This window comes from Lentzea chajnantorensis (assembly GCF_054300775.1).
Map to the genome: position 1 here is coordinate 7,332,866 of NZ_JBSDZT010000002.1, position 20,877 is coordinate 7,353,742.

Genomic DNA, 20,877 nt, shown 5'->3' on the forward strand with positions numbered 1-20,877 from the left:
GGTCAGCGGAAGGCGAAACGTTCCGGCCGCGAGAAGCGATGGAACTCGACCGATCAGGTCGCGGACGCGAAAACCAGCACTCCCGGTGCTGTGTCCGGTTTGCTAGCTTTGCCCGATGAGTCGTGTTGGTCGGCTGCTGCGCACGGGCTACTACACCGCCAGTTACGGGCGGCGGTTCCCCGGCCACGACCGCGTCGAGCGGTTCGTCCGCGACTTCGAGGCGCGGGAGGCCAAGGGGGACACGCCCCGGGAGCGAGCCGCGTGGGACGCGCAGTACGCCAGGGGCGAGTGGGACCACCTGGCGGGACTGGGCGAGCAGGCGCACTACGCGGTGATCGTCGGGTATGGGACGTTCTTCGCGCCGGGTGGCAGTGTGCTCGACGTCGGGTGCGGTGAAGGTGTGCTGCACAGCCGGTGGCTGCCGCACGGGTACGAGCGGTACGTCGGGCTCGACATCTCCGAGGTGGCCGTGCGGAGGCTGGCGCAGCGGGTGGACGAGCGCACGGAGTTCCGGGCCGCCGACGCGGACACGCACACGCCGGACGGGAAGTTCGACGTGATCGTGTTCAACGAGAGCCTGTACTACCTCACCGATCCGCTGGTGGCGCTCGAACGGTACGAGCGGGCGCTCACGCCCGACGGCGTGGTGATCGTGTCCATGTTCCTGGGCTCCCGCCGGTCCCGCGCCATCCTCGGTGCGGTCCGGCGGGAGCGCCGGGTCGTGGACTCCACGCGCACCACTCAGGGTGCGACGTCGTGGGAATGCCTTGTGCTCAAACCCCTTCAGCCCGCGTAGTGCACGTCCGGCCACGGCGGGGTGGCCATGCCGGCACCGATGTGGAAGCTCGGGTGCGGGGGCTGGTTGTAAGCCGTGTTCTGCCACGCGATGGCGACGCGGTACATCGGGTCGTGCATCAGCGTCGGGATGCGGCGGTCGGTTTGCGCCGGCGTGCTGTAGATGCGGAGCGCGCGGTTGTCGGTCGTGGGCCAGATGACCTCTTCGCGCCAGTCACCGAGGATGTCGCCGGAGAGCGACGGGGTGGACTTGGTGCCGTTGTTGGAGTGCACGTCGGCCGCGGTGAGCAGGCGGGTGTCGGCGGAGGTGCCGTACTTGTCGACGTGCGTGCCGTCGAGGAGCTCGCGGGTGGGGTCACCGTCCCACCACAGCAGGAAGTTCGCCGAGGACGGTTTGCGGCCGATGGCCTGGCCCCTGGTGTCGCGGAGCTGGCTGTCGGCGCTGGACCAGGACTCGGCACCGGGGCTGCCGGGGTGGATGTCGCCGGAGACGCCGCGGCCGTTGTCGCCGGCGGCCGGGGTCTGCCAGAGGACCTGGCCGGTGCGGGCGTCGGCGAACCAGGACGCGGGTTTGCTGGCGTCCTCGGAGACCTTGTAGTACTCGAGGCCGGGGCGGGACGGGTCGAGGTCGCCGAGGTGGGCGGCGTCGCCGTGGCCGAAGCGGGTGTTCCAGAGGCCGCGGCCGGTGTCGTCCACGACCGCCGCGCCGTAGACGATCTCGTCGCGGCCGTCGGCGTCCACGTCGCCGATGGTCAGCGAGTGGTTGCCCTGGCCCGCGTAGGCGGTGTTGCTGTTCGAGTCGAACGTCCAGCGCTTCACGAGCTGGCCGCCGCGGAAGTCCCAGGCGGCGATCACCGAACGGGTGTAGTAGCCGCGGGCCATGATGAGTGACGGGCGGGCACCGTCGAGGTAGGCGGTGCCCGCGAGGAAGCGGTCGACGCGGTTGCCGTAGCTGTCGCCCCACGAGGACACGGTGCCGCGCGGCGGGTCGTAGTTCACGGTGGACACCGCGGCACCGGTGAGGCCGTTGAACATCGTCAGGAACTCGGGGCCGCTCAGCACGTAGCCGTCGCTGTTGCGGTAGTCGGCGGAGGCGTTGCCGATGACCGTGCCGCGGCCGTCACGGGTGCCGTCCGCGGTCTTCATCGCGATCTCGGCACGGCCGTCGCCGTCGTAGTCGTACACCTGGAACTGGGTGTAGTGCGCGCCGGAACGGATGTTGCGGCCCAGGTCGATGCGCCACAACCGGGTGCCGTCGAGGCGGTAGGCGTCGATGAACGTGTTCCCGGTGACGCCGGCCTGCGAGTTGTCCTTCGCGTTGTCCGGGTACCACTTCAGGAAGATCTCGTACCGGCCGTCGCCGTCGGCGTCGCCCACGCTGGCGTCGTTCGCGCTGTACCCGCCGGCCGGCGCGGAGATCGGCACGTCGAGGTAGCCCTGGGCGAACGACAGCGACGCCGGGGACGCGGGTTGCTCCACGCCGCCGGCGACCGCGCGCACGGTGTAGGACGCGCCCGCCGGGCCACCGGCGTCGAGGTAGTTCGTGGACGCCGTGACCGGTGCCGAGGTGAGCCTGGTGCCACCGCGGTACACGTGGAACCCGGTGTCGCGCGCGTCGCCGGCGAGCAGCCGCCAGCTGACCAGGTTGCCGCTGCCCGAACGGACGCTCACGACACCGCGGTCCAGCCGCTCGACCTGCTTGCGGCCGGTGGGGTCACCGGGCTCGGGCGCGGGAGTGGTGGTCGTCGTGGTCGTGGTCGTGGTCGGCCCCACGCCGCCCGTGCACACCACGCCGTTCAAGGAGAACGACTCCGGCGTGCCCACCTCCGAGCCGGACACCGTGCCGTTGAACCCGAACGACGCCGTGCCACCGGTGGGCACGGCACCGTTCCAGTCCACATTGGACGCCGTTACGCTCGCGCCGGACGCCGTGAACCGCGCGTTCCAGCCCTCGCCGTAGCGCTCGGAACCGGGGAACGTCCACGCCAGGCTCCACCCGGTCACCGGGTCGCCCAGGTTCGTGATCGTCACGTTCGCCGAGAACCCGCCCTGCCACCGGTTCTGCACCACGTAGTCGACTTTGCAGCCGGGGGCCGCCACGGCCAGTCCCGCCGCCGCGACACCCCCTGCCACCACACCGAGAGCCGCCGCCACGGCACCCACGCGCACACCAACGCTGCTGAGCACGTCTTCTCCCTCGAAGTCCGTTTTCTGGGAGCGCTCCCAGAAACCTGCCGTGCTTCATGACAGCACCGGACCGGAGAGGGGTCAAGGGCGGAAACGGGCCAACGCACCGCGCGAACGGCTTCTTTCGGTAAGCGCTTTCCACCCTTCACGGCGACGTGTCAGCACTTCACCCAGTAGTTCGGCGCGCTCTGCCGGACGCTGCTGGTGACGAACGTGTTCCACAGCCCGAGCGCCTGGTTGGAGCCCAGCGCGTAGGTCTGTCCCAGGTTCGCGTAAGCGCGGCCGGCGGTGGTGTGCGCGTAGTTGCTCGCGGTGACGCACTCCGACCCGGGTGACGTGGTGGTGGTCGTGGTCGGCGTCTGCCCGCTGGTCAGCGCCTTCACCATCGCCACGACGGCGGCCATCTGCGGACCGGACTTCAGCGGGTACGACGCGGACTGGTAGCCCCACCAGTCCCAGCACCCCCCGCGGGTTGCCGGTCATCGTGGTGGCCTGCGGGTACAGCACGATCATGCGGTTGGTGTCGGCGTACTCGTTGAGGTAGCCCTTGTCCATCAACGCGTTCCCGACGAGGCCGTGGTACTGGTAGCAGCCGTGCAGGGTGACCATCAGCTTGCACGGCCCCGTTTCACACGCCCGCGGCACGTACGCGAACCCGTCACGGCCCAGGCTGATCGCCGCCGCGTTCCCGCCGGGCGCGTACCGGCCCTGGTCGAACTGCACGAGCTTGCCGGTCAGCGACGACGCGGGCGCGGCCACCGACCCGAACAGGTGTCCGAGCATCTCGCGCACCGGGTCCGCGGTGCCGCAGTTGTTGACGTACGGCGAGGCCGTCGAGCCGCAGCTGTTCGGTCCGATCGGGCTGACCCACGCGTGCCCGGCGGCGGAGGTGTTGTCGTACGCCACCCTCGCACCGAAATCGCGGTAGTAGGTGGCCAGGTCGTCGTTCACCGCGCGGGCGACGGTCTGGTCGGCGCTGCCGTGGAACAGCCACACCGGGTCGCCGGACAGGTTCGCGGGCGGGTCGACCGTGCCCGCCGACGCACGGGTCCTGGTCAGCTGTTCCAGCTCGGCGGGCGTCTTGCGCGGCTGGTAGGTGTCCATGCACGCGTTCAGCGCGGTGGTGAGGTTGTTCTGGGCGCAGTCGTAGGGGCCCGCGGAGAAGATGCCCGCGCCCTGGAACACCCCGGAGTAGGCCACGTGCAGCTGGTTGGCCATGAAACCGCCGGACGACAACCCGCTGACGTACGTGCCGGTGACGTCGTAGCGGGCGAGGGTGCCCGGTTGCGGCGCGGGGACCGCCGCCAGCGAGATCGACAGGGACGCGGCGGCCAGGCCGGTGGCCGCCGCGAGTGCCAGGAACACGTTCCCGAGTCGCATGTGTTCGCCTCCGTCGGTGCAGGCAGGGACATGACGACCCCAGTGAAGACCCGGCAGGACGAGCGCACCACGTGCGCGGCCACCACCTCGTGCCGCCGTCCGCCGTGGACCCGCACCATTGCCCCGGCCGGCCGGAGCTCACATGGCGGCGAGCGCAGCCACCGTGGCCGCGACGATCCGGTCCTGCGCCTGGTCCCTCGGCACCGTCGGCGTCCCGTCGCCGGGCTGGTCGCCGTAGTCGCCGAAGAACGCGTGCACGGCGCCCGGCACGACCTCGAACCGGGTGTCCGCCGGCAGCCGCCGCCGCGAGTCGGCGACGTCCTGCGGGGTGGTGAACCCGTCCCGCTCCCCCGAGATCGACCACGCCGTCAGCCCTGCCCGCCCGGACAGGTCGTCGACCGGGTACGACGCCCACAGCACCAGGCCGCGCACCGAGCTGTCGGCGAGCACGTCCCGTCCGGCGGCCACACCGCCCAGCGAGTGCCCGCCGACCGCCCACACCGGCACCTCGGGGTGGGCGGCGCGCACCGGTGCCGTGTCACCGGCCAGCAACGCCATGTTCAGCGGCTCGCGCACGACCACCACGAGGAACCCCTGTGCCGCAACGCGTTTGAGCAACGGCAGGTAGGCGCGGTAGTCGACGCGGGCACCGGGGTGGAACACCAGCCCGGCGCGCACGGCACCGTCCGGCCGCAGCACCGCGGCGTCGTCCTCCACCCGCGTGGCCGCGAACGGCTGCAGGTACACGGCGGGCGCGACCAGCACCACGGCGAGCACCACCACGAGCCACGACGGCACCTTCCGCCACAGCGCGAGCCCGCCGCCCACCACGGCCACCGCGCCGAGCAGCACCGGCTGCGCCGGGTGCCCCGCCGTCAGCGGACCCCAGCCCGCGACCAGGAGCACCAGCGGCACCACCAGGCAGGCGGTCCCGGCCAGCCGCCGCGCCCAGGTCACGACCGGACCAGCGCGGCCGCGCGGACGCCGGCCCAGATCAGCAGCGCCAGCACCCCCACCAGCAGGTACTCGATCAACGGAATCCGCACCACCTCGTCGATCCGGTCGAGCCCGCGCCACGAGTACACCGCGAGCGCCGCCACCACGAACGTCCCGCCGATCCACCAGCGGGTGCGGGCGCTCAACCCGACGCCGTGCATCTGGGTGAGCACGAAGATCGCCACGAACCCGAACAGGAACATCGGCCACACCCCGTCCGGCCCCGAGTTCATCACCGCGACCAGTGTGCCGTGGATCGCGACCATCAGTTCGAGGGTGAGCGTCCACCACCGGTTCGTGTGAGCGCGGCTGAACATCAGGCTGCTCTGCACCAGCAGCAGGAACATGTAGAAGAAGCCGATGAGGTGCCCGCTGGTCGACTCCATCGGGTGGTACCAGAAGGTGTAGATCGCGGCCCAGCTGAACAGGTAGCCGTGGTAGCGGCGGGCGAACGACACCACCTGCGCGGAGATCGGCGCCGACCAGGTGAGCACCAGGCCGCGGCGGCGGTTCTCCATCAGCAGCACCCAGACCAGCAGCAGCACGACGGAACCCTGCGAGCTGAAGATCGACACGTCCTGCGCCAGGCCGTCGTAGAACAGCTGCGTCTGCACCGCGTGCAGCGCGATGAACCCGCCGTTCGCGGCCAGCGCGATCACGTTGATCCGGTGCAGGCCGTCGGTGTAGCGCCGCACCCTGGTCTGCGCGAAGTGGATGAGCCACCACGACACCAGCTGGTGCGCCGCGTAGCCCACCCAGGCGGACGCCCTGGTCCAGGAGGTGGGGTCGGGCAGCTTCCAGTAGTACCAGGACGCCCCCTGGTCGGGCAGCAGCTCGACCCCGTGCAGCCGCTGACCCAGCAGCCACACCAGGCCCGTGAGCAGCGCACTCGCCGCCACGCCCCACACCAGCACCCCTCGGGAGGAGCGCCGCACATCGTTCAGCATGCTGAGCATTATGCACGGTTCGTCGTGATATGTTCAGCGCACTGAGCAACTCGGGAGGCAGCGCGGTGGCCCGATATCTGTTGCGCGTCAACGGTGAACGGCACGAGGTCGACGTCGAGGGTGACACTCCCCTGCTGTGGGTGTTGCGCGACGAACTGGGGTTGACAGGGGTCAAGTACGGGTGCGGGGTCGGTCTGTGCGGCGCCTGCACGTCCCATGTGGACGGTGAGGCGGCACGGCCGTGCGTGCGCACGACCGCCGACAGCACGAGAACGCGGATCACCACCATCGAAGGGCTTTCGCGCGACGGCGACCACCCCGTGCAACGGGCGTGGCGCGAGCTCGACGTCGCCCAGTGCGGCTACTGCCAGCCGGGTCAGGTGATGGCCGCGGCGGCACTGCTCGCGAAGAACCCCGACCCGGACGACGCGGCGATCGAGGAGGCCTTGCGCGACAACGTCTGCCGCTGCGGCAGCTACCCGCGCATCCGCGCGGCGGTGCGCCGGGCGAGCCGGCTCATCCGCGAGGAGGACCGGTGATCAGCAGGCGGACCCTCCTGCGCGGTGCGGGAGCGGGAGCACTCGTCGTGGCGGTGCCGGTGCCGGCACTCGCGCAGGAGAAGCTCCGAAGGCGCCACGGGCCTGGTGCCCACCATCTTCGTGCGGCTGGACGACAAAGGCCGGATCACGGCCACGGTGCCACGGCCGGACACGGGCCAAGGCGTACGCACGGTCGTCGCGCTGATGGTCGCCGAAGAGCTCGCGGTCGACGCCGACGACATCACGTTGGAGCAGGCGCACGGCGACACGGAACGGTTCGGCTCGCAGGCCGTGGCGAACTCGTCGTCGGTGCGCCAGCTCGCCACGCCGATCCGCACGGCCGCCGCGACCGCGCGCTGCCTGCTGGTCACGGCCGCGGCGCAGCGCTGGAAGGTGCCGGTCGCCGAGTGCACGGCGAAGGACGGCACCGTGCGCCATCCACGCCGGGGCCGGCTCGCCTACCGGGCCCTCGTCCGCGCCGCCGCCGCACTCGACCCCGCCACGGTGCCGGTCGAGCTCACGCCGCCGGAGGAGTGGCGGCTGCTGGGCAAGACCCGCGGTGGCCGCGTGGACACCCGCGACATCGTCACCGGTCGCACCCGGTACGGCATCGACGCCCGGCCGGCCGGCGGGTTCGTCGCGGTCGTGCTGCGCCCGCCGTGGCTCGGCGCGGTGCCGGACGCGGTCGACGACACCGCGGCCCGCGCGCTGCCGGGCGTGGTCGACGTGCTGACGCTGACCGCACCCGCCGAGGGCCAGGGCGGTGTGGCGGTCGTGGCGAAGTCGACCCACCAGGCGTTGCGCGGCCGGGACGCGCTGCGGGTCACGTGGCGCGGCGGCACCCCTGCGGCGGACAGCCGCGCGTGGCTCGCCGACCTGGAGGCCGCCCTCCCCGCGCAAAGCCCGATCGACGGCGTGCAGCGCGTCTACCGGATGCCGTTGCTCGCGCACGCGCCGATGGAACCGATGAACGCCACCGCGCACGTCCGCCCGGACGGGCTGACGGTGTGGGCACCGACGCAGGACCCCGGCGGCCTCCGCACGCAGCTGGCCCGCCAGCTCGCGATCCCCGCGACGTCCGTGCGGGTGGAGGCGACGGCGTCCGGCGGCGCGTTCGGGCGGCGCATCGAACCCGACCCCGTGCTGGAGGCCGTGGCCTGCTCGCGGAAGGTGGGTGCGGCCGTGCAGGTGCTGTGGACCCGCGCCGACGACATGCGCAACGACTCCTACCGGCCGATGTCGGTGCACCGGATGACCGCGCTCGTCGGGCCCGACGGCCTGCCCACCCGGCGGTCGCACGAGGTCGTCACCTGGCCGTTGACCGTCCTGCCGATGTTCGCGAACCCGGCGTTGATCAAGGCGAGCGGCGACCACTTCCCGTACACCGTGCCCGGAGACGTCGTGGTCGGCGTGCGGCCGGCGCCGCTGCGGACCGGGTTCTGGCGCGCGGTCTACGCCGGGCAGTTCCTCTACGCCGAGGAGAACTTCCTCAGCGAGCTCGGCGCGCGGGCCGGCCTCGACCAGATCGCCCTGCGCAGGGCGCTGCTGCCGGCGGGGTCGCGGTTGCACCGGCTGCTCGACACCGTCGCCGAGAGGTCCCACTGGGCGAAGCCACCCGCACCGGGCACGGCCCGCGGTGTCGCCTGCCACGAGGACTACGGCTCGGCGATCGCGGTGGTCGCCGTGGCCGAACCGGGGTCGCGCCGGGTGCTGCGCGTGCACGCCGCGGTCGACGTCGGCGTGGCCCTGCACCCGTCCGGTGTGCGGGCACAGGTCGAGGGGTGCGTGGTCGACGCGGTGTCCACTGTGCTCGGTGCGCAGATCACCGTCCGGGAAGGACGCGTCGTGGAGTCGTCGTTCGGCGACTACCGGTGGGCGCGCATCGGGCAGGCACCCGACGTCGACGTCACGATCGTGCAGTCGAACGCCCCGCTGGGCGGTCTGGGCGAGCTGGCCTACCCGCCGGCGGCCGCGGCCGTCTCCGCGGCGCTCGCGGCCGGTGGCCCGGTCACCGGCATGCCGTTCGGGACCGACGTGGGGTGATCGGGCGGGTCTGGGATGATGGGGTCGTGGCCGAGGGAGACGAGCTGGCGGTGGCGCACCGCCCGGACCAGGTGGGCGCGGACGTCGCCTCCTGGCCGACCGGCAGGCTCCTCTCGGTCGCGGCCCGCGTCGTCGAGAAGCGGTTCGACGACTTCCTCGCCGGCCGCGGCCTCACCCACGCCGGGATGATCACGCTGCACCACCTCGCCGACGGGCCGCGCTCGCAGCGCGAGCTGGCCGTGCTGTGCCGGGTCACCGACCAGACGATGAGCCGCACGATCGAGCACCTCGACCGCGGCGGCCACGTCGTGCGCAGCCAGGACCCGGCCGACCGCAGGCGCACGTCGGTGAAGATCACCCCCGCCGGTCGCCGCGCGCTGGCGGCCGCCCGCCGGGAGGAACGCGAGTCCGACGCGCTGCTCGGCGCGGTCGACGACTACGAGCACTTCCGCCGCCAGCTGATCGCCCTGATCGCGGCGGCCACTTCGACCACACAGGACTAGTCCGTGCGCTTCGCGGACGAATTCGCGGAGAAAGTTCTTGCAACGCTTCCCGGTGCACGGGTCGGCCTGGTACGACCATGGGGAACCCCTGCAACCTAGGAGACAACGTGGTTTCCTCGGCTCTTCGCGTCCTGGTCACGGCCGTGCTGGCCGTGACGCTGTTCGCACCGGTGCAAAGTTTTGCGGCACCGCCGGGCAACAGGGACGTCACCGTCACCCTGTTCCAGTGGCCGTTCGCCCGCGTGGCCTCGGAGTGCACGAACGTGCTGGGCCCCAAGGGCTACGGGTACGTGGAGGTGTCCCCCGCCACCGAGCACGTCCAGGGTCCCCAGTGGTGGACCACCTACCAGCCGGTCAGCTACCGCATCGCCGGACGACTCGGCGACGAGAACGCGTTCAGGAACATGATCTCGGCCTGCCACAGCGCGGGCGTCAAGGTCATCGCCGACGCGGTGGTCAACCACATGAGCGCGGGCTCCGGCACCGGCACCGGCGGCACCGGCTACTCGAAGTACAACTACCCCGGCGTGTACAGCGACTGGGACTTCCACTCGTGCCGCTCGCCGATCAGCAACTACCAGGACCGCTCCAACGTCCAGAACTGCGAGCTGGTCGGACTGTCCGACCTGAACACCGGCAGCGACTACGTGCGCGGCGCCATCGCCGGGTACCTCAACCGGCTCATCGCGATGGGCGTGGACGGGTTCCGCATCGACGCGGCCAAGCACATCGCGGCCGCCGACCTGTCCGCGATCAAGTCGAAGCTGACCAACCCGAACGTGTTCTGGGTGCACGAGGTCATCTACGGCGCCGGTGAGGCGGTGCAGCCGGGCGAGTACACCGGGTCCGGTGACGTGGACGAGTTCCGCTACGCCTACGACCTGAAGCGGATCTTCACCAACGAAAATCTGGCCTACCTGCGCACGTTCGGCCAGTCGTGGGGCTTCCTGCCCAGCGGCCAGGCCCGGCCGTTCGTGGACAACTGGGACACCGAGCGCAACGGGTCCACGTTGACCTACAAGGACAACTCGACCTACACGCTGGCGAACGTGTTCATGCTGGCGTGGAACTACGGTGCCCCGCAGGTCTACTCGGGCTACGAGTTCAGCGACAAGGACGCGGGCCCGCCCGGTGACTGGGCCTGCTACAACGGCGGCTGGAAGTGCCAGCACGCGTGGACGCAGATCGCGAACATGGTGGCGTTCCGCAACACCGTGGCCGGCACCGACGTGAACAACTGGCAGGACAACGGGTACGACCTGATCGCGTTCGGGCGGGGCAGCAAGGGCTTCGTCGCGATCAACCGGGAGACCTTCGCGGTCACCAGGACGTTCCAGACCGCCCTGCCCGCCGGGAGCTACTGCAACGTGCAGGAGACCGGCTGCGTGCGCGTGACGGTCGACTCGAACGGCCGGTTCACCCACACCCTCGGTGCGGGCACGGCGCTCGCGCTGCACGTCGGCGCGAGGTAGGCCGGGGTGGTGCCCGCCGCGGGAGCCGCGGCGGGCACGACCTCAGGAACCGCAGGACTCCCTGACCACCAGGCGGGTCGGCAGCACCACGGGGTCCTCCCGGCCGGAGCCGGTGATCATCGCGAGGATCGCCTTGGCCGCCGCGACGCCGAACCCCGGCTTGTCCTGGGCGACCGTCGTCAGCGCCGGTTCGACCAGCGCGGCGACCTCGATGTCGTCGAACCCGACGATCGCCAGGTCGTGCGGCACCCGCAGACCGGCGGCGCGGGCGGCGAGCAGAGCGCCGACCGCCATCTCGTCACTGGCCGCGAACACCGCCGTCGGCGGGTCGTCGAGCGCCAGAAGCCGGTGCATCGCAACGGTTCCGCTGGTGCGGTAGAAGTCGCCGGCGACCACGTACTCGTCGCGCGCCGGCAGACCGGCGTCCTGCAACGCCGTGCGGTAGCCCGCGACCCGGTCCCGCGAGGGCTGGTTGCCGGGCGGACCGGTGATCGTGGCGATCCGGGTGTGGCCGAGCCCGGCGAGGTGGCCGGTCGCCATCCGCGCGCCACCCGCGTTGTCCGACGTCACGTAGGTCGCCCTGGGACCGTCGACGGCCACGTCCAGCGCCACGCACGGGACACCCGACTGCGCGAAGGCGGCGAACGCCTCGGCGTCGGACCCGCTGTCGATCAGGACCAGCCCGCCGAGGTGGTGGCGGCGGGTCATGTTCACGTAGCCCACCGGGTCCGCGAGCGACGCGCCGACCTCGCGGGCGTCACCGCTGGTCGCGAGCATCAGCAGGTGGTAGCCGTGCGCGCTGAGCGCCGACTTCAGCCCGATCAGCAGGTCCTGCAGGTATGGGTGCCGCCAGCCGGGCCTGCGGTGGTCGGTGTCCCAGACCAGCCCGATCATCGTGGACTGCTTCGTCGACAACGCCCGCGCGGACTCGTTGGGCTGGTACCCGAGCTCCTTCGCGACCCGCAGCACGCGTTCACGCGTGTCCTCGTTGACCGTTCCCGGCTGGTTGAAGACGCGCGACACCGTCGCCACGGACACACCGCAGAGCTGGGCGATCTCACGCCCGGTCGGCATCGTCGGCCTCCGTTTCACCGTAAGCGGTTACATCACCGTATGAGCAGCACTTCTCCTAGTCAAACGGGTGCGGGAGTTGATCTGTTTATCATCTCGTTACTTGACGTACACCGCGTAACCCCGTTGTCATAGGCGCCACACCTCTTCGGCCGGCAGTTCCGCTCAATCGTCGGCCCATCCGCACCGGAACCACTTTTCTCTTCAGCGCGCCCAAAATTCGACGGAGGCCTGTACATGCGCCCCAAAGCACTCGCCCTCGGCTGTGCCGTGCTGGCGACCGCCGTGGTGCTCAGCGGTTGCGGCAGCAGCACCGCGGGCGGTGGCAAGACCAAGCTGTCCATCGGGTTGTTCGGCAACTTCGGTTACGCCGAGCTGCTCAAGGAGTACGCGGCAGCGCACCCGGACGTGGAGATCACCGACCGGACGGCGTCCTACTCCGACCACCACAAGAACCTCGCCGCGCACCTCGCCACCAGCAGCGGCACCGCGGACATCGAGGCCGTGGACACGGGCTACATCAACCAGTTCAAGGCCACGCCGGACAAGTTCGTCGACCTCAACACCAAGGGCGGTGACCAGCTGAAGGACCGCTGGCTGCCGTGGAAGTGGGAGGGCTCGCTGTCCAAGGACGGCAAGCAGATCGGCTACGGCACCGACGTCGGCGGCCTCGCGATCTGCTACCGCCGCGACCTGCTGCAGAACGCCGGGCTGCCCGCCGACCGCGACCAGGTCGCCGCGCTGTGGCCGACCTGGCAGGACTTCATGGCCGCGGGCAAGAGGTTCCAGGAGAAGGCGCCCGAGGGCGTGAAGTGGTTCGACGGCGGGCCGACCGTGCTCAACGCGATCGTCGGCCAGGCGTCGGTGGGCTACTACGACAAGTCCGACAAGATCGTCGTGGGTGAGAACAAAGAAATCAAGGACGCCTGGGACCTCGTCGTCGACGGCGTGAACTCGGGTCTGTCCTCGAAGCTGCTCTTCTCCACCCCCGTCTGGAACACCGGGTTCAAGCAGGGCCAGTTCGCGACCGTGACCTGCCCCGCGTGGCAGATGGCCAAGATCAAGGACCAGGCCGGTCCCGAGGCCGCGGGCAAGTGGGACGTCACGTCCGTTCCCGGCGGTGGCGGCAACTGGGGCGGCTCGTACCTCACGGTGCCGAAGTCGGGCAAGAACGTCGACAAGGCCGTCGAGCTGGCCGCGTGGCTGACCGCGCCCGAGCAGCAGGCGAAGGTGTTCAAGAGCGCCGGGCTGCTGCCGTCGATCCCGAAGCTCTACGACGACCCGTCGATCGTCGACTTCAAGAACCCGTACTTCAACGACGCGCCGATCGGCAAGCTCTTCACCGACGCCGCGAAGAAGCTGAACCCGCAGTACCAGGGCCCGAAGGCCGGTGACATCCAGACCGCCATCGGCAACGCGATGCAACGCGTCGAGCAGGGCAAGCAGAACGGCGAGGAGTCCTGGCGCCAGTTCGTCGGCGACGTCCAGAAGTGACGGGCTGACCCATGACCTCGATGGACCGGACGGCCAGAAGGCACCGGTGGGACACGAAGTTCGCGCCCTACGGGTACGTGGCGCCGTACTTCCTGATCTTCGGTGTCTTCGGGCTGTTCCCCCTGCTCTACACCGTCTGGGTGTCGATGCAGCACCGCAACCTGCTCGACGAGGGCGGCGCGTACGTCGTCTGGTTCGACAACTACGGCAAGCTGCTCGCCGACCCGTACTTCTGGAACTCCATGGGCAACACGCTCAGCCTGTGGCTGCTCACGACCGTGCCGCAGATCCTGTTCGCGTTGTTCATCGCCCAGCTGCTCAACCGCAAGGTCCGCACCCGCACGCTGTTCCGGATGGGCGTGATCCTGCCGAACATCACCTCGGTGGCGGCGGTGACGATCATCTTCGCGCAGCTGTTCGGCCGGGACTTCGGCCTGGTCAACTGGGTGCTGGGGCTGCTGGGCGCCGGTCAGGTCGACTGGCAGGCGGGCACCGCCACCTCGCACATCGCCATCGCGGTGATGGTGGTGTGGCGGTGGACCGGCTACCACGCGCTGATCTTCCTGGCGTCGATGCAGGCGATCCCGTCGTCGCTGTACGAGGCGGCCACGCTGGACGGCGCGAGCGGCCGGCAGCAGTTCTGGCGGATCACGGTGCCGCTGCTGCGGCCGCAGATCATCTTCTCGACGATCATCGCGACCACCGGCAACATGCGCCTGCTCGCCGAGCCGCTGCTGTTCAACCCCGGTGCGGCGGCCGCGACCGGCGGGTCCGACCGGCAGTTCCAGACCGCGGCGCTGTACCTGTACGAGCAGGGTTTCACGAACTACGACTTCGGCTACAGCTCGGCGATCGCGGTCGTGCTGGCCATCGCCACGATCATCGTCGCCGGGATCGGTTACCTGGTGACCAAGCGGATCCGGACGGAGTGACCCCATGACCGCTGTGCTGGAGCGTCCCGCACCGGCGCGCCCCACCGGGCCGTCGGCGCGGGCCCGCCGGCTGGCCCGGCGCGTGGCCGGTCCCTGGACCTACGCCGCGCTGATCGCCGTGCTCGCCGGATCGGCCTTCCCCGTGTACTGGTCGTTCGTGGTGTCCTCGCAGACACCGGACGCGATCGACAGCGTGCCCCCGGTCCTGGTGCCCGGCGGCCACCTCTTCGAGAACATCGCCCGCGTCTTCGACACCACCGACTTCGCGCTGGCGCTGATGAACTCGATCATCGTCGCCGGCACGGTCACGGTGTCGGTGGTGCTGTTCTCCACGCTGGCCGGGTTCGCGTTCGCCAAGCTGAAGTTCCGCGGCCGCAACGTGCTGCTGCTGCTCATCATCGCCACCCAGGCGATCCCGACCGAGCTCGGCATCATCCCGCTGTACATGATGATGGCCGAGTTCGGCTGGGCGGGCGAGATCCACGCGGTGATCGTGCCGGGCCTGGTGACCGCGTTCGGCGTGTTCTTCATGCGCCAGTACTTCGAGCGCGCGATCCCGAACGAGCTGCTGGAGGCCGGCCGGATGGACGGCTGCCACTCGCTGCGGCTGTTCTGGCACGTCGCGCTGCCCGCGGCCCGCCCGGCGGCGGCGGTGCTGGGGCTGTTCACGTTCATGCAGGCGTGGAACGACTTCTTCTGGCCGCTGGTGGTGCTGGTGCCGGAGAACCCGACGGTGCAGACCGCGCTGTCCACCTTGGCCAGTGGCTACACCACGGACTACACGCTCGTGCTGACCGCCGCCACGATCGGCACGGTCCCCGTGCTGGCCGTGTTCCTGTTGTTCGGCCGCCAGATCGTCGGCGGCATCATGTCGGGCGCCGTCAAGGGCTGACCCCTCGCAGAGGAGACAAGCAGTGAACTTTCCGGCCGGCTTCCGCTGGGGCGTGGCGACCTCGGCCTACCAGATCGAGGGAGCGGCGGCCCTCGACGGCCGCGGTCCGTCCATCTGGGACACCTTCGCCGCGGTACCCGGTGCCGTCGCGAACGGTGACACCGGTGACGTGGCCGCCGACCACTACCACCGGTGGGCAGAGGACGTCCGCCTGCTCGTCGACCTCGGCGTCGACGCGTACCGCTTCTCGGTGTCGTGGTCGCGAATCCTGCCCGAGGGCCGCGGCCTCGTCGAGCAGCGCGGCCTCGACTTCTACCGCAGGCTCGTGGACACGTTGCGGGACAACGGCATCGAGCCGTTCGTCACGCTCTACCACTGGGACCTGCCGCAGGCGCTGGAGGACCGCGGCGGCTGGCGGGTCCGCGACACGGCCCTGCGGTTCGCCGACTACTCGGCGATCGTGCACGACGCGCTCGCGGACGTCGTCAGCAAGTGGACCACGCTGAACGAGCCGTACTGCTCGTCGGTCGTGGGCTACGCGGAGGGCCGGCACGCACCCGGTGCCCGCGAGGGCCACGGCGCCCTCGCCGCCGCCCACCACCTGCTGGTGGGGCACGGTCTGGCGGTGGAGGCCATGCGCGCCAACGGCGTGCCCGGCCAGGAGTTCGGCATCGTCCTCAACCAGTCGCCGACCGTGCCGGTGAGCGACTCGCCCGCCGACGTGGCCGCGGCCACCCGGCAGGACGTGCTGCTGCGCCGCCAGTTCACCGACCCGCTCTTCGGCGGCACCTATCCCGAAGAGATGACGTCGATGTACGGCGAGCTCACGGACTTCTCGTTCCGCCACGACGGCGACCTGGCGGTCATCGGGCAGCCGCTGGACTACGTGGGCCTGAACTACTACTACCGGCTGCACGTCGCCGACGCACCGCACCGCGAGCCCGACCCGGCCAAGCGCACCGCGCACGACATCGGCGTCGACACGACCCGGCTGCCGGACGTGCCGCGCACCGGCATGGGCTGGCCGGTCGAACCGGTCGGGATCACGACCGCGCTGAGCGACCTCAGCGCCCGGCACCCGCAGCTGCCGCCGATCTACGTGACGGAGAACGGCTGCGTCTACCCGGACACCGAGGACCTCCAGGACACCGACCGGATCGCGTTCCTGGAGGGCCACATCGCCGCGGCACTGGCCGCCGGCGTGGACCTGCGCGGCTACTTCTGCTGGTCGCTGCTCGACAACTTCGAGTGGGCGCACGGCTACAAGCACCGGTTCGGCCTGGTCCACGTCGACTACGCGACCCAGCAGCGGACCCCGCGCGCCAGCTTCCACTGGTACCGCGACTTCGTCGCACGGGCGCGGGGCTGAGAGCGCCCGGCGGCACACCCCGGCTTCCGGGCTGCGATCACGCGGTACTTCGACGAGGTCGTGGACCGGCTCGCACGCGAGGGGGCCGACGCGCGCAGGTGCTGGAACTGTCGCCGACGCACCCGAGGCGCGGTCAGGTCGTGACCGCGCCGGGGTCCGGTGCCGCGCCGGCGCGACGACCTCGGCGGGAGCAACGGCCCGGCCGGGGTCCGGTGAGCCGTCACGGCACGAGGCCGGCGGCGTTCGTGCAGTAGGCCCAGAACGCGGCGATGTCGGCACGCCGTTCGGCCGTGGTCGGCAGGTAGTGCGTGGTCCGCTCGCGCCGGTCGTGCCAGAACCGGCCGGTGCGCGGGACCGGGCTGGTCGCGGCCAGCCACACGACGGTGTCCGCGCCCTCCTCCGCGGTGCGCAGCAACGGCCGGGTCAGCCGGTGGAAACCGGGCAGCGAGCTCGCGACCCCCGGTGTGTCGGCCCAGCCGGGGTGCATGCCGTGCACGCCGATGCCGTCGGCCCGGTACCGCTCGGCCAGCACGGGGACGAGCGCCACCTGCATCCGCTTGGTCCGGGCGTACGCGGTGGCGCCGCGGTACTCGCCGTCGCGGTACTCGGGGTCACCCGCGCGCAGCCGCTGGGTGTACATGCCGCCGGAGGACACGAACACGACCCGCGCGTCCGGTGAGGACACCAGCAGCGAGCGGAGCAGCTCGGTCAGCAGCAACGGCCCGAGGACGTGCGTGGCGAGCGTCAGCTCGTGGCCGTCGACGCTGGTGGTGCGCTTCGCCGGCATGGTCCCGGCGTTGTGCACCAGCACGTCCACGCGGTCGAACTCGCCCAGCAGGTCGCTCGCGAACCGGCGCACCGAGGCCAGGCTCGACACGTCGCACAGCCGCACGAAGACCACGGCGCCGGGAACGGCGGCGATGATCTCGTCCCGCGCGGCCCTTCCCTTGACCTCGTCGCGCACCACGAGCACGACCGCGGCGCCGAGGCGGGCGAGCCCGAGCGCGGTGGCCTTGCCCAGTCCCGTCCCCGCACCGGTCACGACGGCGAGCCCGCCGCGCAGCGCACCGGGTTCGGGGTCGGTCGCGGGCCAGCCGGCGCGGCGCAGCCGGTAACCCCACCGCGAGTAGCCGGGGACCACGAGCCGGTCCATCGCGCTGTCGAGCACGCCGGGCAGTCCGCTCACCGGTTCCTCCTCCGCTGCCGTCCCGTGGTGGTTCGGTGCGCAGGGCCCGTCCGGTTCGGTCAGCCGTGGCGCAACGGCTTGCGCGCGGACTCGGCGAGCACCCGCGACGCCATCCAGGCCAGGCCGTCGACCGTGGCCGCCGGGCTACCGGTGGGCTGCACGGCGTGGCTGAGCACGGTCCGGGTGAGCACGTCGATGACGACCCCGGCCTGCTCGCCGGTCAGCGCGGGGCGGTAGGCCTCGACCCGTTCCGCGAGCACCGCTGACCGCCTGTCACGTCCGGGGCCGCTTCGGCGATCTTGTGGAGGAAGGAGGCGTCGTGGCGAAGAAGTCGATCACGGCCCGGACGGTGTCCGGGCTCGTGCTGGCCGGTGCGGTCCTGGGCCTGGTGCTGCTCGTCCAGTCCGCGACCGAGCAGCGGTCGTGGGCCGGCTCGGAGGGCACCGTCCAGGAACGGCTGAAGTCGGGCAAGAGCGTCTCGGTCAAGGTCGAGTACCCGTTGCCCGACGGCACGAGGCAGGTCGCGACGCTGTCGGAGAACGGCCCGGCCCGCAACCCCGGCGACCGCGTGACGGTCCGTTACGACCTGCGCGACGGCCGGGTCGTCAGCGCCGCGCTGGCCGACAACGACCAGGCGCACCGGGTGGTGGGCGGCATGCTCGGGGTCGTGGTCCTCGGGGCGCTGTTCGCGAACCTGGTCGTGTGGGTGCCGCGCCGGCACGCGTGATCCGGGGGCACGACTCCTGGAGCGGTCCGACCCCTTGAGCACCACACCGTCCACATCGGACTTGTTCGTCGAACGACGTACCGCATTCGTTGGTCACAATCTTGACGACCGTCACCGATCTGAATACCTTCGGGAACCTCCTGGGAGATCCCGAATCTCTGACCGGAGGTCGACGATGACCACACGTGCCACCACGTTCACAGCGCTCGTCAGCGCCCTGATCGCCACAGCCGCGCTCCTGCTCGCGTCCCCGGCGTCCGCCGCGTCACTGGTGGAGGTGACCGGTTTCGGCGCCAACCCCGGCGGGATGCGCATGCACGTCTACGTGCCGGACAACCGGCCGGCCAAACCGGCGATCGTCGTCGCGATGCACGGCTGCGGCGGCTCGGGTCCCGGTTTCTACTCCGGCAGCGAGTTCGCCTCGCTCGCCGACCGGTACGGCTACGTCGTGATCTACCCGAGCGCGCAGCAGGAAGCCGGGTTCGGCAAGTGCTTCGACACCTGGTCGGACGCGGCGAAGCGGCGCGGCGGCGGCAGCGACCCGGTGTCGATCGTGTCGATGGTGACCTACGTCCAGCAGCGCTACGGCGGGGACCCGAACCGGGTGTTCGCGACCGGTTCGTCGTCGGGCGGCATGATGACCAACCACATGCTCGCGGTGTACCCGGACGTCTTCAAGGCGGGCGCGGCGTTCATGGGCGTCCCGTTCAACTGCTTCGCCAACGCCGCGGACTACCCGCCCGGCGGCAAGTGCACCAACGGCACCATGAACCGCACGCCGCAGCAGTGGGGTGACGCCGTCCGCCAGGCCTACCCCGGCTACACCGGCCCGCGGCCGAAGATGCAGCTGTGGCACGGAACCGCCGACAACCTCGTGCCGTACTCGTTGCTACAGGAGGAGGTCGACCAGTGGACCAACGTGTTCGGCCTGAGCCAGACGCCGACGTCCACCGACACGCCGCGACCGGGCTGGAACCGCAGCAGGTTCTCGGACAAGGTCGAGGCGTACAGCATCCAGGGCGCGGGACACAGCCTGCCGTCGGCCGGCATGGCCGCGGTCGCGCTGGAGTTCTTCGGCATCACCGGTGGCAGCGACCCGAACCCGCCGGTGCCGGGACCGTGTGCCGTCAAGGCGAGCGTCACCGCCTGGAACAACGGCCTGACCGAGCGGATCACCATCACCAACACCGGGACCACCGCGGTCAACGGCTGGTCGCTCGCCTTCACGCTGCCCGGTGGTCAGAACATCGCCGGCGGCTGGAACGCCGGCTACTCACCGACGAGCGGTCAGGTCACGGCGCGCAACGTGAGCCACAACGCCGTGATCGCACCGAACGGGTCCGTCGAGATCGGATTCCAGGCCACCCACAGCGGTGACGCCGCCGCGGCGTCCTCGTTCTCCCTCAACGGTTCCAGCTGCTCGAACGGCTGAGCGGCGCGGTGGCGGAGGAAGGCCCGGATGCGGCCCCGGCGTGCACCGCGCGCCGGGCCGGGCCCCTCCACTCCCGCTGCTGCGGACTAGCCGAAGTTCACGTCACTGCACCACATGTAGGCCTGGTCGAGGTGGGACGCCTGCCAGATGGTGAAGACGACGTGGTGACCCCGGTAGCCGGAGGTCGAGACGTTGAACTTGATGTCCTTCGCCGGGGCGAACCGGCCGGTCTGCGTGATGAAGTCGAGGTTGCCCCAACCCAGGCTCTGCGTGGTCGGGTCGAACCCGTTCTTGCTCACGTAGACGCGGAAGTAGTCGGCGCCGTGGCTCGCCTGGTCGTACAGGTGCATCGTGAAGTTGCTGCTCACGTTGGTGGTCCGCCAGCGGCCGGGCACGTTCAGCGAGTTGTTGCGTGCCAACCCGTTGCTGCACAGCTGCCCGTTCGGGGTGGCGCCCTGGAAGTTGCCTCCGAGCCCGTCCCGCAGCGCGCTCATCCAGTTCCACATGGTGTCGGCGTTGGCCTGGAAGGCCTGCCAGCACATGGGGTCCTGCTGCTGCATCGCGGGGTTGGTGTGCTGGCTGCCCCACGCCTGCCAGCACTGGTAGGCGCGAGTGGCCGGACTGATGATGGTTCCGTGCGCCTGAGCCGACGGGGCCCACAGGAACGTGCTGATCAGCACGCCGATGAGCACGATGGCGCCCCGCCGTCGGGTGACGGAACCGGAGGTGCTGCGCGTACGCATGTATGAGCCTCCATTAACCGGTGGTCGATCAACAGCGGCGGCGGATTGGGAGCGCTCCCAGAGCATTTACCGTACCGATGACTCTGCGAAATCACAAGGAAACACTACGTGATGATCAGTGATTAGCGGACTCGGTGCAGGTCATGGCGGTGGAAAAGTCACCCGGGAA

19 protein-coding genes are annotated in these 20,877 nt (G+C 70.7%); 11 read left to right on the forward strand and 8 right to left on the reverse strand.

Annotated features, from left to right (window positions below; genetic code table 11):
* Window positions 1-115: 115 nt before the first annotated feature.
* Window positions 116-796 (forward strand): class I SAM-dependent methyltransferase, encoded by a 681-nt coding sequence (locus ACVDFE_RS35125; RefSeq protein WP_458433492.1) that lies wholly within the window; start codon window positions 116-118, stop codon window positions 794-796.
* Here ACVDFE_RS35125 and ACVDFE_RS35130 read toward each other — a convergent pair.
* From ACVDFE_RS35130 to ACVDFE_RS35145, 4 genes are all read right to left on the reverse strand, one after another.
* Window positions 784-2,982, reverse strand: coding sequence for a rhamnogalacturonan lyase family protein (locus ACVDFE_RS35130; protein ID WP_458433493.1), 2,199 nt, complete (start codon window positions 2,980-2,982; stop codon window positions 784-786). The two genes, ACVDFE_RS35125 and ACVDFE_RS35130, sit on opposite strands and share 13 nt — an antisense overlap.
* An 81-nt stretch (window positions 2,983-3,063) precedes the next feature.
* Entirely contained in the window at window positions 3,064-4,362 is a 1,299-nt protein-coding gene (locus tag ACVDFE_RS35135; RefSeq protein ID WP_458433494.1) for an extracellular catalytic domain type 2 short-chain-length polyhydroxyalkanoate depolymerase, read from the reverse strand.
* A gap of 138 nt (window positions 4,363-4,500) precedes the next feature.
* The gene (locus tag ACVDFE_RS35140; RefSeq protein ID WP_458433495.1) at window positions 4,501-5,319 is read right to left on the reverse strand and encodes an alpha/beta hydrolase; all 819 of its coding nucleotides are present in this window, start codon (window positions 5,317-5,319) and stop codon (window positions 4,501-4,503) included.
* Complete coding sequence (locus ACVDFE_RS35145; protein WP_458433496.1) at window positions 5,316-6,305, reverse strand: hypothetical protein; 990 nt, start codon at window positions 6,303-6,305, stop codon at window positions 5,316-5,318. The genes ACVDFE_RS35140 and ACVDFE_RS35145 overlap by 4 nt, the downstream gene beginning before the upstream one ends.
* 65 nt (window positions 6,306-6,370) lie before the next feature.
* Here ACVDFE_RS35145 and ACVDFE_RS35150 point away from each other — a divergent pair, with 65 nt between their 5' ends.
* The 4 genes from ACVDFE_RS35150 to ACVDFE_RS35165 all read left to right on the forward strand — a co-directional run bounded on the left by ACVDFE_RS35150 (window position 6,371) and on the right by ACVDFE_RS35165 (window position 10,862).
* Window positions 6,371-6,844, forward strand: coding sequence for a (2Fe-2S)-binding protein (locus ACVDFE_RS35150; protein ID WP_360401579.1), 474 nt, complete (start codon window positions 6,371-6,373; stop codon window positions 6,842-6,844).
* 105 nt (window positions 6,845-6,949) lie between these two features.
* On the forward strand, window positions 6,950-8,887 hold the full coding sequence (locus ACVDFE_RS35155; RefSeq protein ID WP_458433497.1) for a molybdopterin cofactor-binding domain-containing protein: 1,938 nt from the start codon (window positions 6,950-6,952) through the stop codon (window positions 8,885-8,887).
* 26 nt (window positions 8,888-8,913) lie between these two features.
* Window positions 8,914-9,390 (forward strand): MarR family winged helix-turn-helix transcriptional regulator, encoded by a 477-nt coding sequence (locus ACVDFE_RS35160; RefSeq protein ID WP_458433498.1) that lies wholly within the window; start codon window positions 8,914-8,916, stop codon window positions 9,388-9,390.
* A 107-nt stretch (window positions 9,391-9,497) separates the two neighbouring features.
* A complete protein-coding gene (locus tag ACVDFE_RS35165; protein ID WP_458433499.1) occupies window positions 9,498-10,862 on the forward strand; it encodes an alpha-amylase in 1,365 nt (454 codons plus the stop codon).
* A 42-nt stretch (window positions 10,863-10,904) separates the two neighbouring features.
* Here the strand turns inward: ACVDFE_RS35165 and ACVDFE_RS35170 are convergent, their stop codons facing one another.
* Window positions 10,905-11,936 (reverse strand): LacI family DNA-binding transcriptional regulator, encoded by a 1,032-nt coding sequence (locus ACVDFE_RS35170; RefSeq protein WP_458433500.1) that lies wholly within the window; start codon window positions 11,934-11,936, stop codon window positions 10,905-10,907.
* A gap of 234 nt (window positions 11,937-12,170) precedes the next feature.
* Here ACVDFE_RS35170 and ACVDFE_RS35175 point away from each other — a divergent pair, with 234 nt between their 5' ends.
* Genes ACVDFE_RS35175 through ACVDFE_RS35190 form a run of 4 tightly spaced genes read left to right on the forward strand, consistent with a single transcriptional unit; the run spans window position 12,171 to window position 16,620 of the window.
* Window positions 12,171-13,427, forward strand: coding sequence for an ABC transporter substrate-binding protein (locus tag ACVDFE_RS35175; protein ID WP_360401999.1), 1,257 nt, complete (start codon window positions 12,171-12,173; stop codon window positions 13,425-13,427).
* 11 nt (window positions 13,428-13,438) lie between these two features.
* Complete coding sequence (locus ACVDFE_RS35180; RefSeq protein WP_360402002.1) at window positions 13,439-14,359, forward strand: carbohydrate ABC transporter permease; 921 nt, start codon at window positions 13,439-13,441, stop codon at window positions 14,357-14,359.
* Between the two features lie 4 nt (window positions 14,360-14,363).
* Window positions 14,364-15,251 (forward strand): carbohydrate ABC transporter permease, encoded by an 888-nt coding sequence (locus tag ACVDFE_RS35185; RefSeq protein WP_360402005.1) that lies wholly within the window; start codon window positions 14,364-14,366, stop codon window positions 15,249-15,251.
* A gap of 22 nt (window positions 15,252-15,273) precedes the next feature.
* Window positions 15,274-16,620: a GH1 family beta-glucosidase gene (locus ACVDFE_RS35190; protein ID WP_458433501.1), complete on the forward strand. Its 1,347-nt coding sequence runs from the start codon at window positions 15,274-15,276 to the stop codon at window positions 16,618-16,620.
* 220 nt (window positions 16,621-16,840) lie between these two features.
* On the opposite strand, the gene ACVDFE_RS35195 is transcribed toward ACVDFE_RS35190, so the two are convergent.
* Both ACVDFE_RS35195 and ACVDFE_RS35200 read right to left on the reverse strand, forming a co-directional pair.
* Window positions 16,841-17,806: an SDR family NAD(P)-dependent oxidoreductase gene (locus tag ACVDFE_RS35195; protein WP_458433502.1), complete on the reverse strand. Its 966-nt coding sequence runs from the start codon at window positions 17,804-17,806 to the stop codon at window positions 16,841-16,843.
* A gap of 59 nt (window positions 17,807-17,865) precedes the next feature.
* Entirely contained in the window at window positions 17,866-18,066 is a 201-nt protein-coding gene (locus ACVDFE_RS35200; protein ID WP_458433503.1) for a hypothetical protein, read from the reverse strand.
* A gap of 59 nt (window positions 18,067-18,125) precedes the next feature.
* On the opposite strand from ACVDFE_RS35200, the gene ACVDFE_RS35205 reads away from it, so the two are divergent.
* Window positions 18,126-18,533, forward strand: a complete 408-nt coding sequence (locus tag ACVDFE_RS35205; protein ID WP_458433504.1) for a hypothetical protein — start codon at window positions 18,126-18,128, stop codon at window positions 18,531-18,533.
* Between the two features lie 175 nt (window positions 18,534-18,708).
* A complete protein-coding gene (locus tag ACVDFE_RS35210; protein WP_458433505.1) occupies window positions 18,709-19,965 on the forward strand; it encodes an extracellular catalytic domain type 1 short-chain-length polyhydroxyalkanoate depolymerase in 1,257 nt (418 codons plus the stop codon).
* Window positions 19,966-20,051: 86 nt separating this feature from the next.
* Here ACVDFE_RS35210 and ACVDFE_RS35215 read toward each other — a convergent pair whose 3' ends face one another.
* Entirely contained in the window at window positions 20,052-20,708 is a 657-nt protein-coding gene (locus ACVDFE_RS35215; protein WP_360402023.1) for a lytic polysaccharide monooxygenase auxiliary activity family 9 protein, read from the reverse strand.
* Between the last annotated feature and the right edge of the window lie 169 nt (window positions 20,709-20,877).

Bases quoted from the DNA above. Each gene is read 5' to 3' on its own strand.
- ACVDFE_RS35175 (WP_360401999.1), top strand. From the start codon at position 12,171: ATGCGCCCCAAAGCACTCGCCCTCGGCTGTGCCGTGCTGGCGACCGCC.
- ACVDFE_RS35145 (WP_458433496.1), bottom strand. From the start codon at position 6,305: ATGCTGAACGATGTGCGGCGCTCCTCCCGAGGGGTGCTGGTGTGGGGC.
- ACVDFE_RS35180 (WP_360402002.1), top strand. From the start codon at position 13,439: ATGACCTCGATGGACCGGACGGCCAGAAGGCACCGGTGGGACACGAAG.
- ACVDFE_RS35185 (WP_360402005.1), top strand. From the start codon at position 14,364: ATGACCGCTGTGCTGGAGCGTCCCGCACCGGCGCGCCCCACCGGGCCG.
- ACVDFE_RS35135 (WP_458433494.1), bottom strand. From the start codon at position 4,362: ATGCGACTCGGGAACGTGTTCCTGGCACTCGCGGCGGCCACCGGCCTG.
- ACVDFE_RS35215 (WP_360402023.1), bottom strand. From the start codon at position 20,708: ATGCGTACGCGCAGCACCTCCGGTTCCGTCACCCGACGGCGGGGCGCC.
- ACVDFE_RS35125 (WP_458433492.1), top strand. From the start codon at position 116: ATGAGTCGTGTTGGTCGGCTGCTGCGCACGGGCTACTACACCGCCAGT.
- ACVDFE_RS35210 (WP_458433505.1), top strand. From the start codon at position 18,709: ATGACCACACGTGCCACCACGTTCACAGCGCTCGTCAGCGCCCTGATC.
- ACVDFE_RS35170 (WP_458433500.1), bottom strand. From the start codon at position 11,936: ATGCCGACCGGGCGTGAGATCGCCCAGCTCTGCGGTGTGTCCGTGGCG.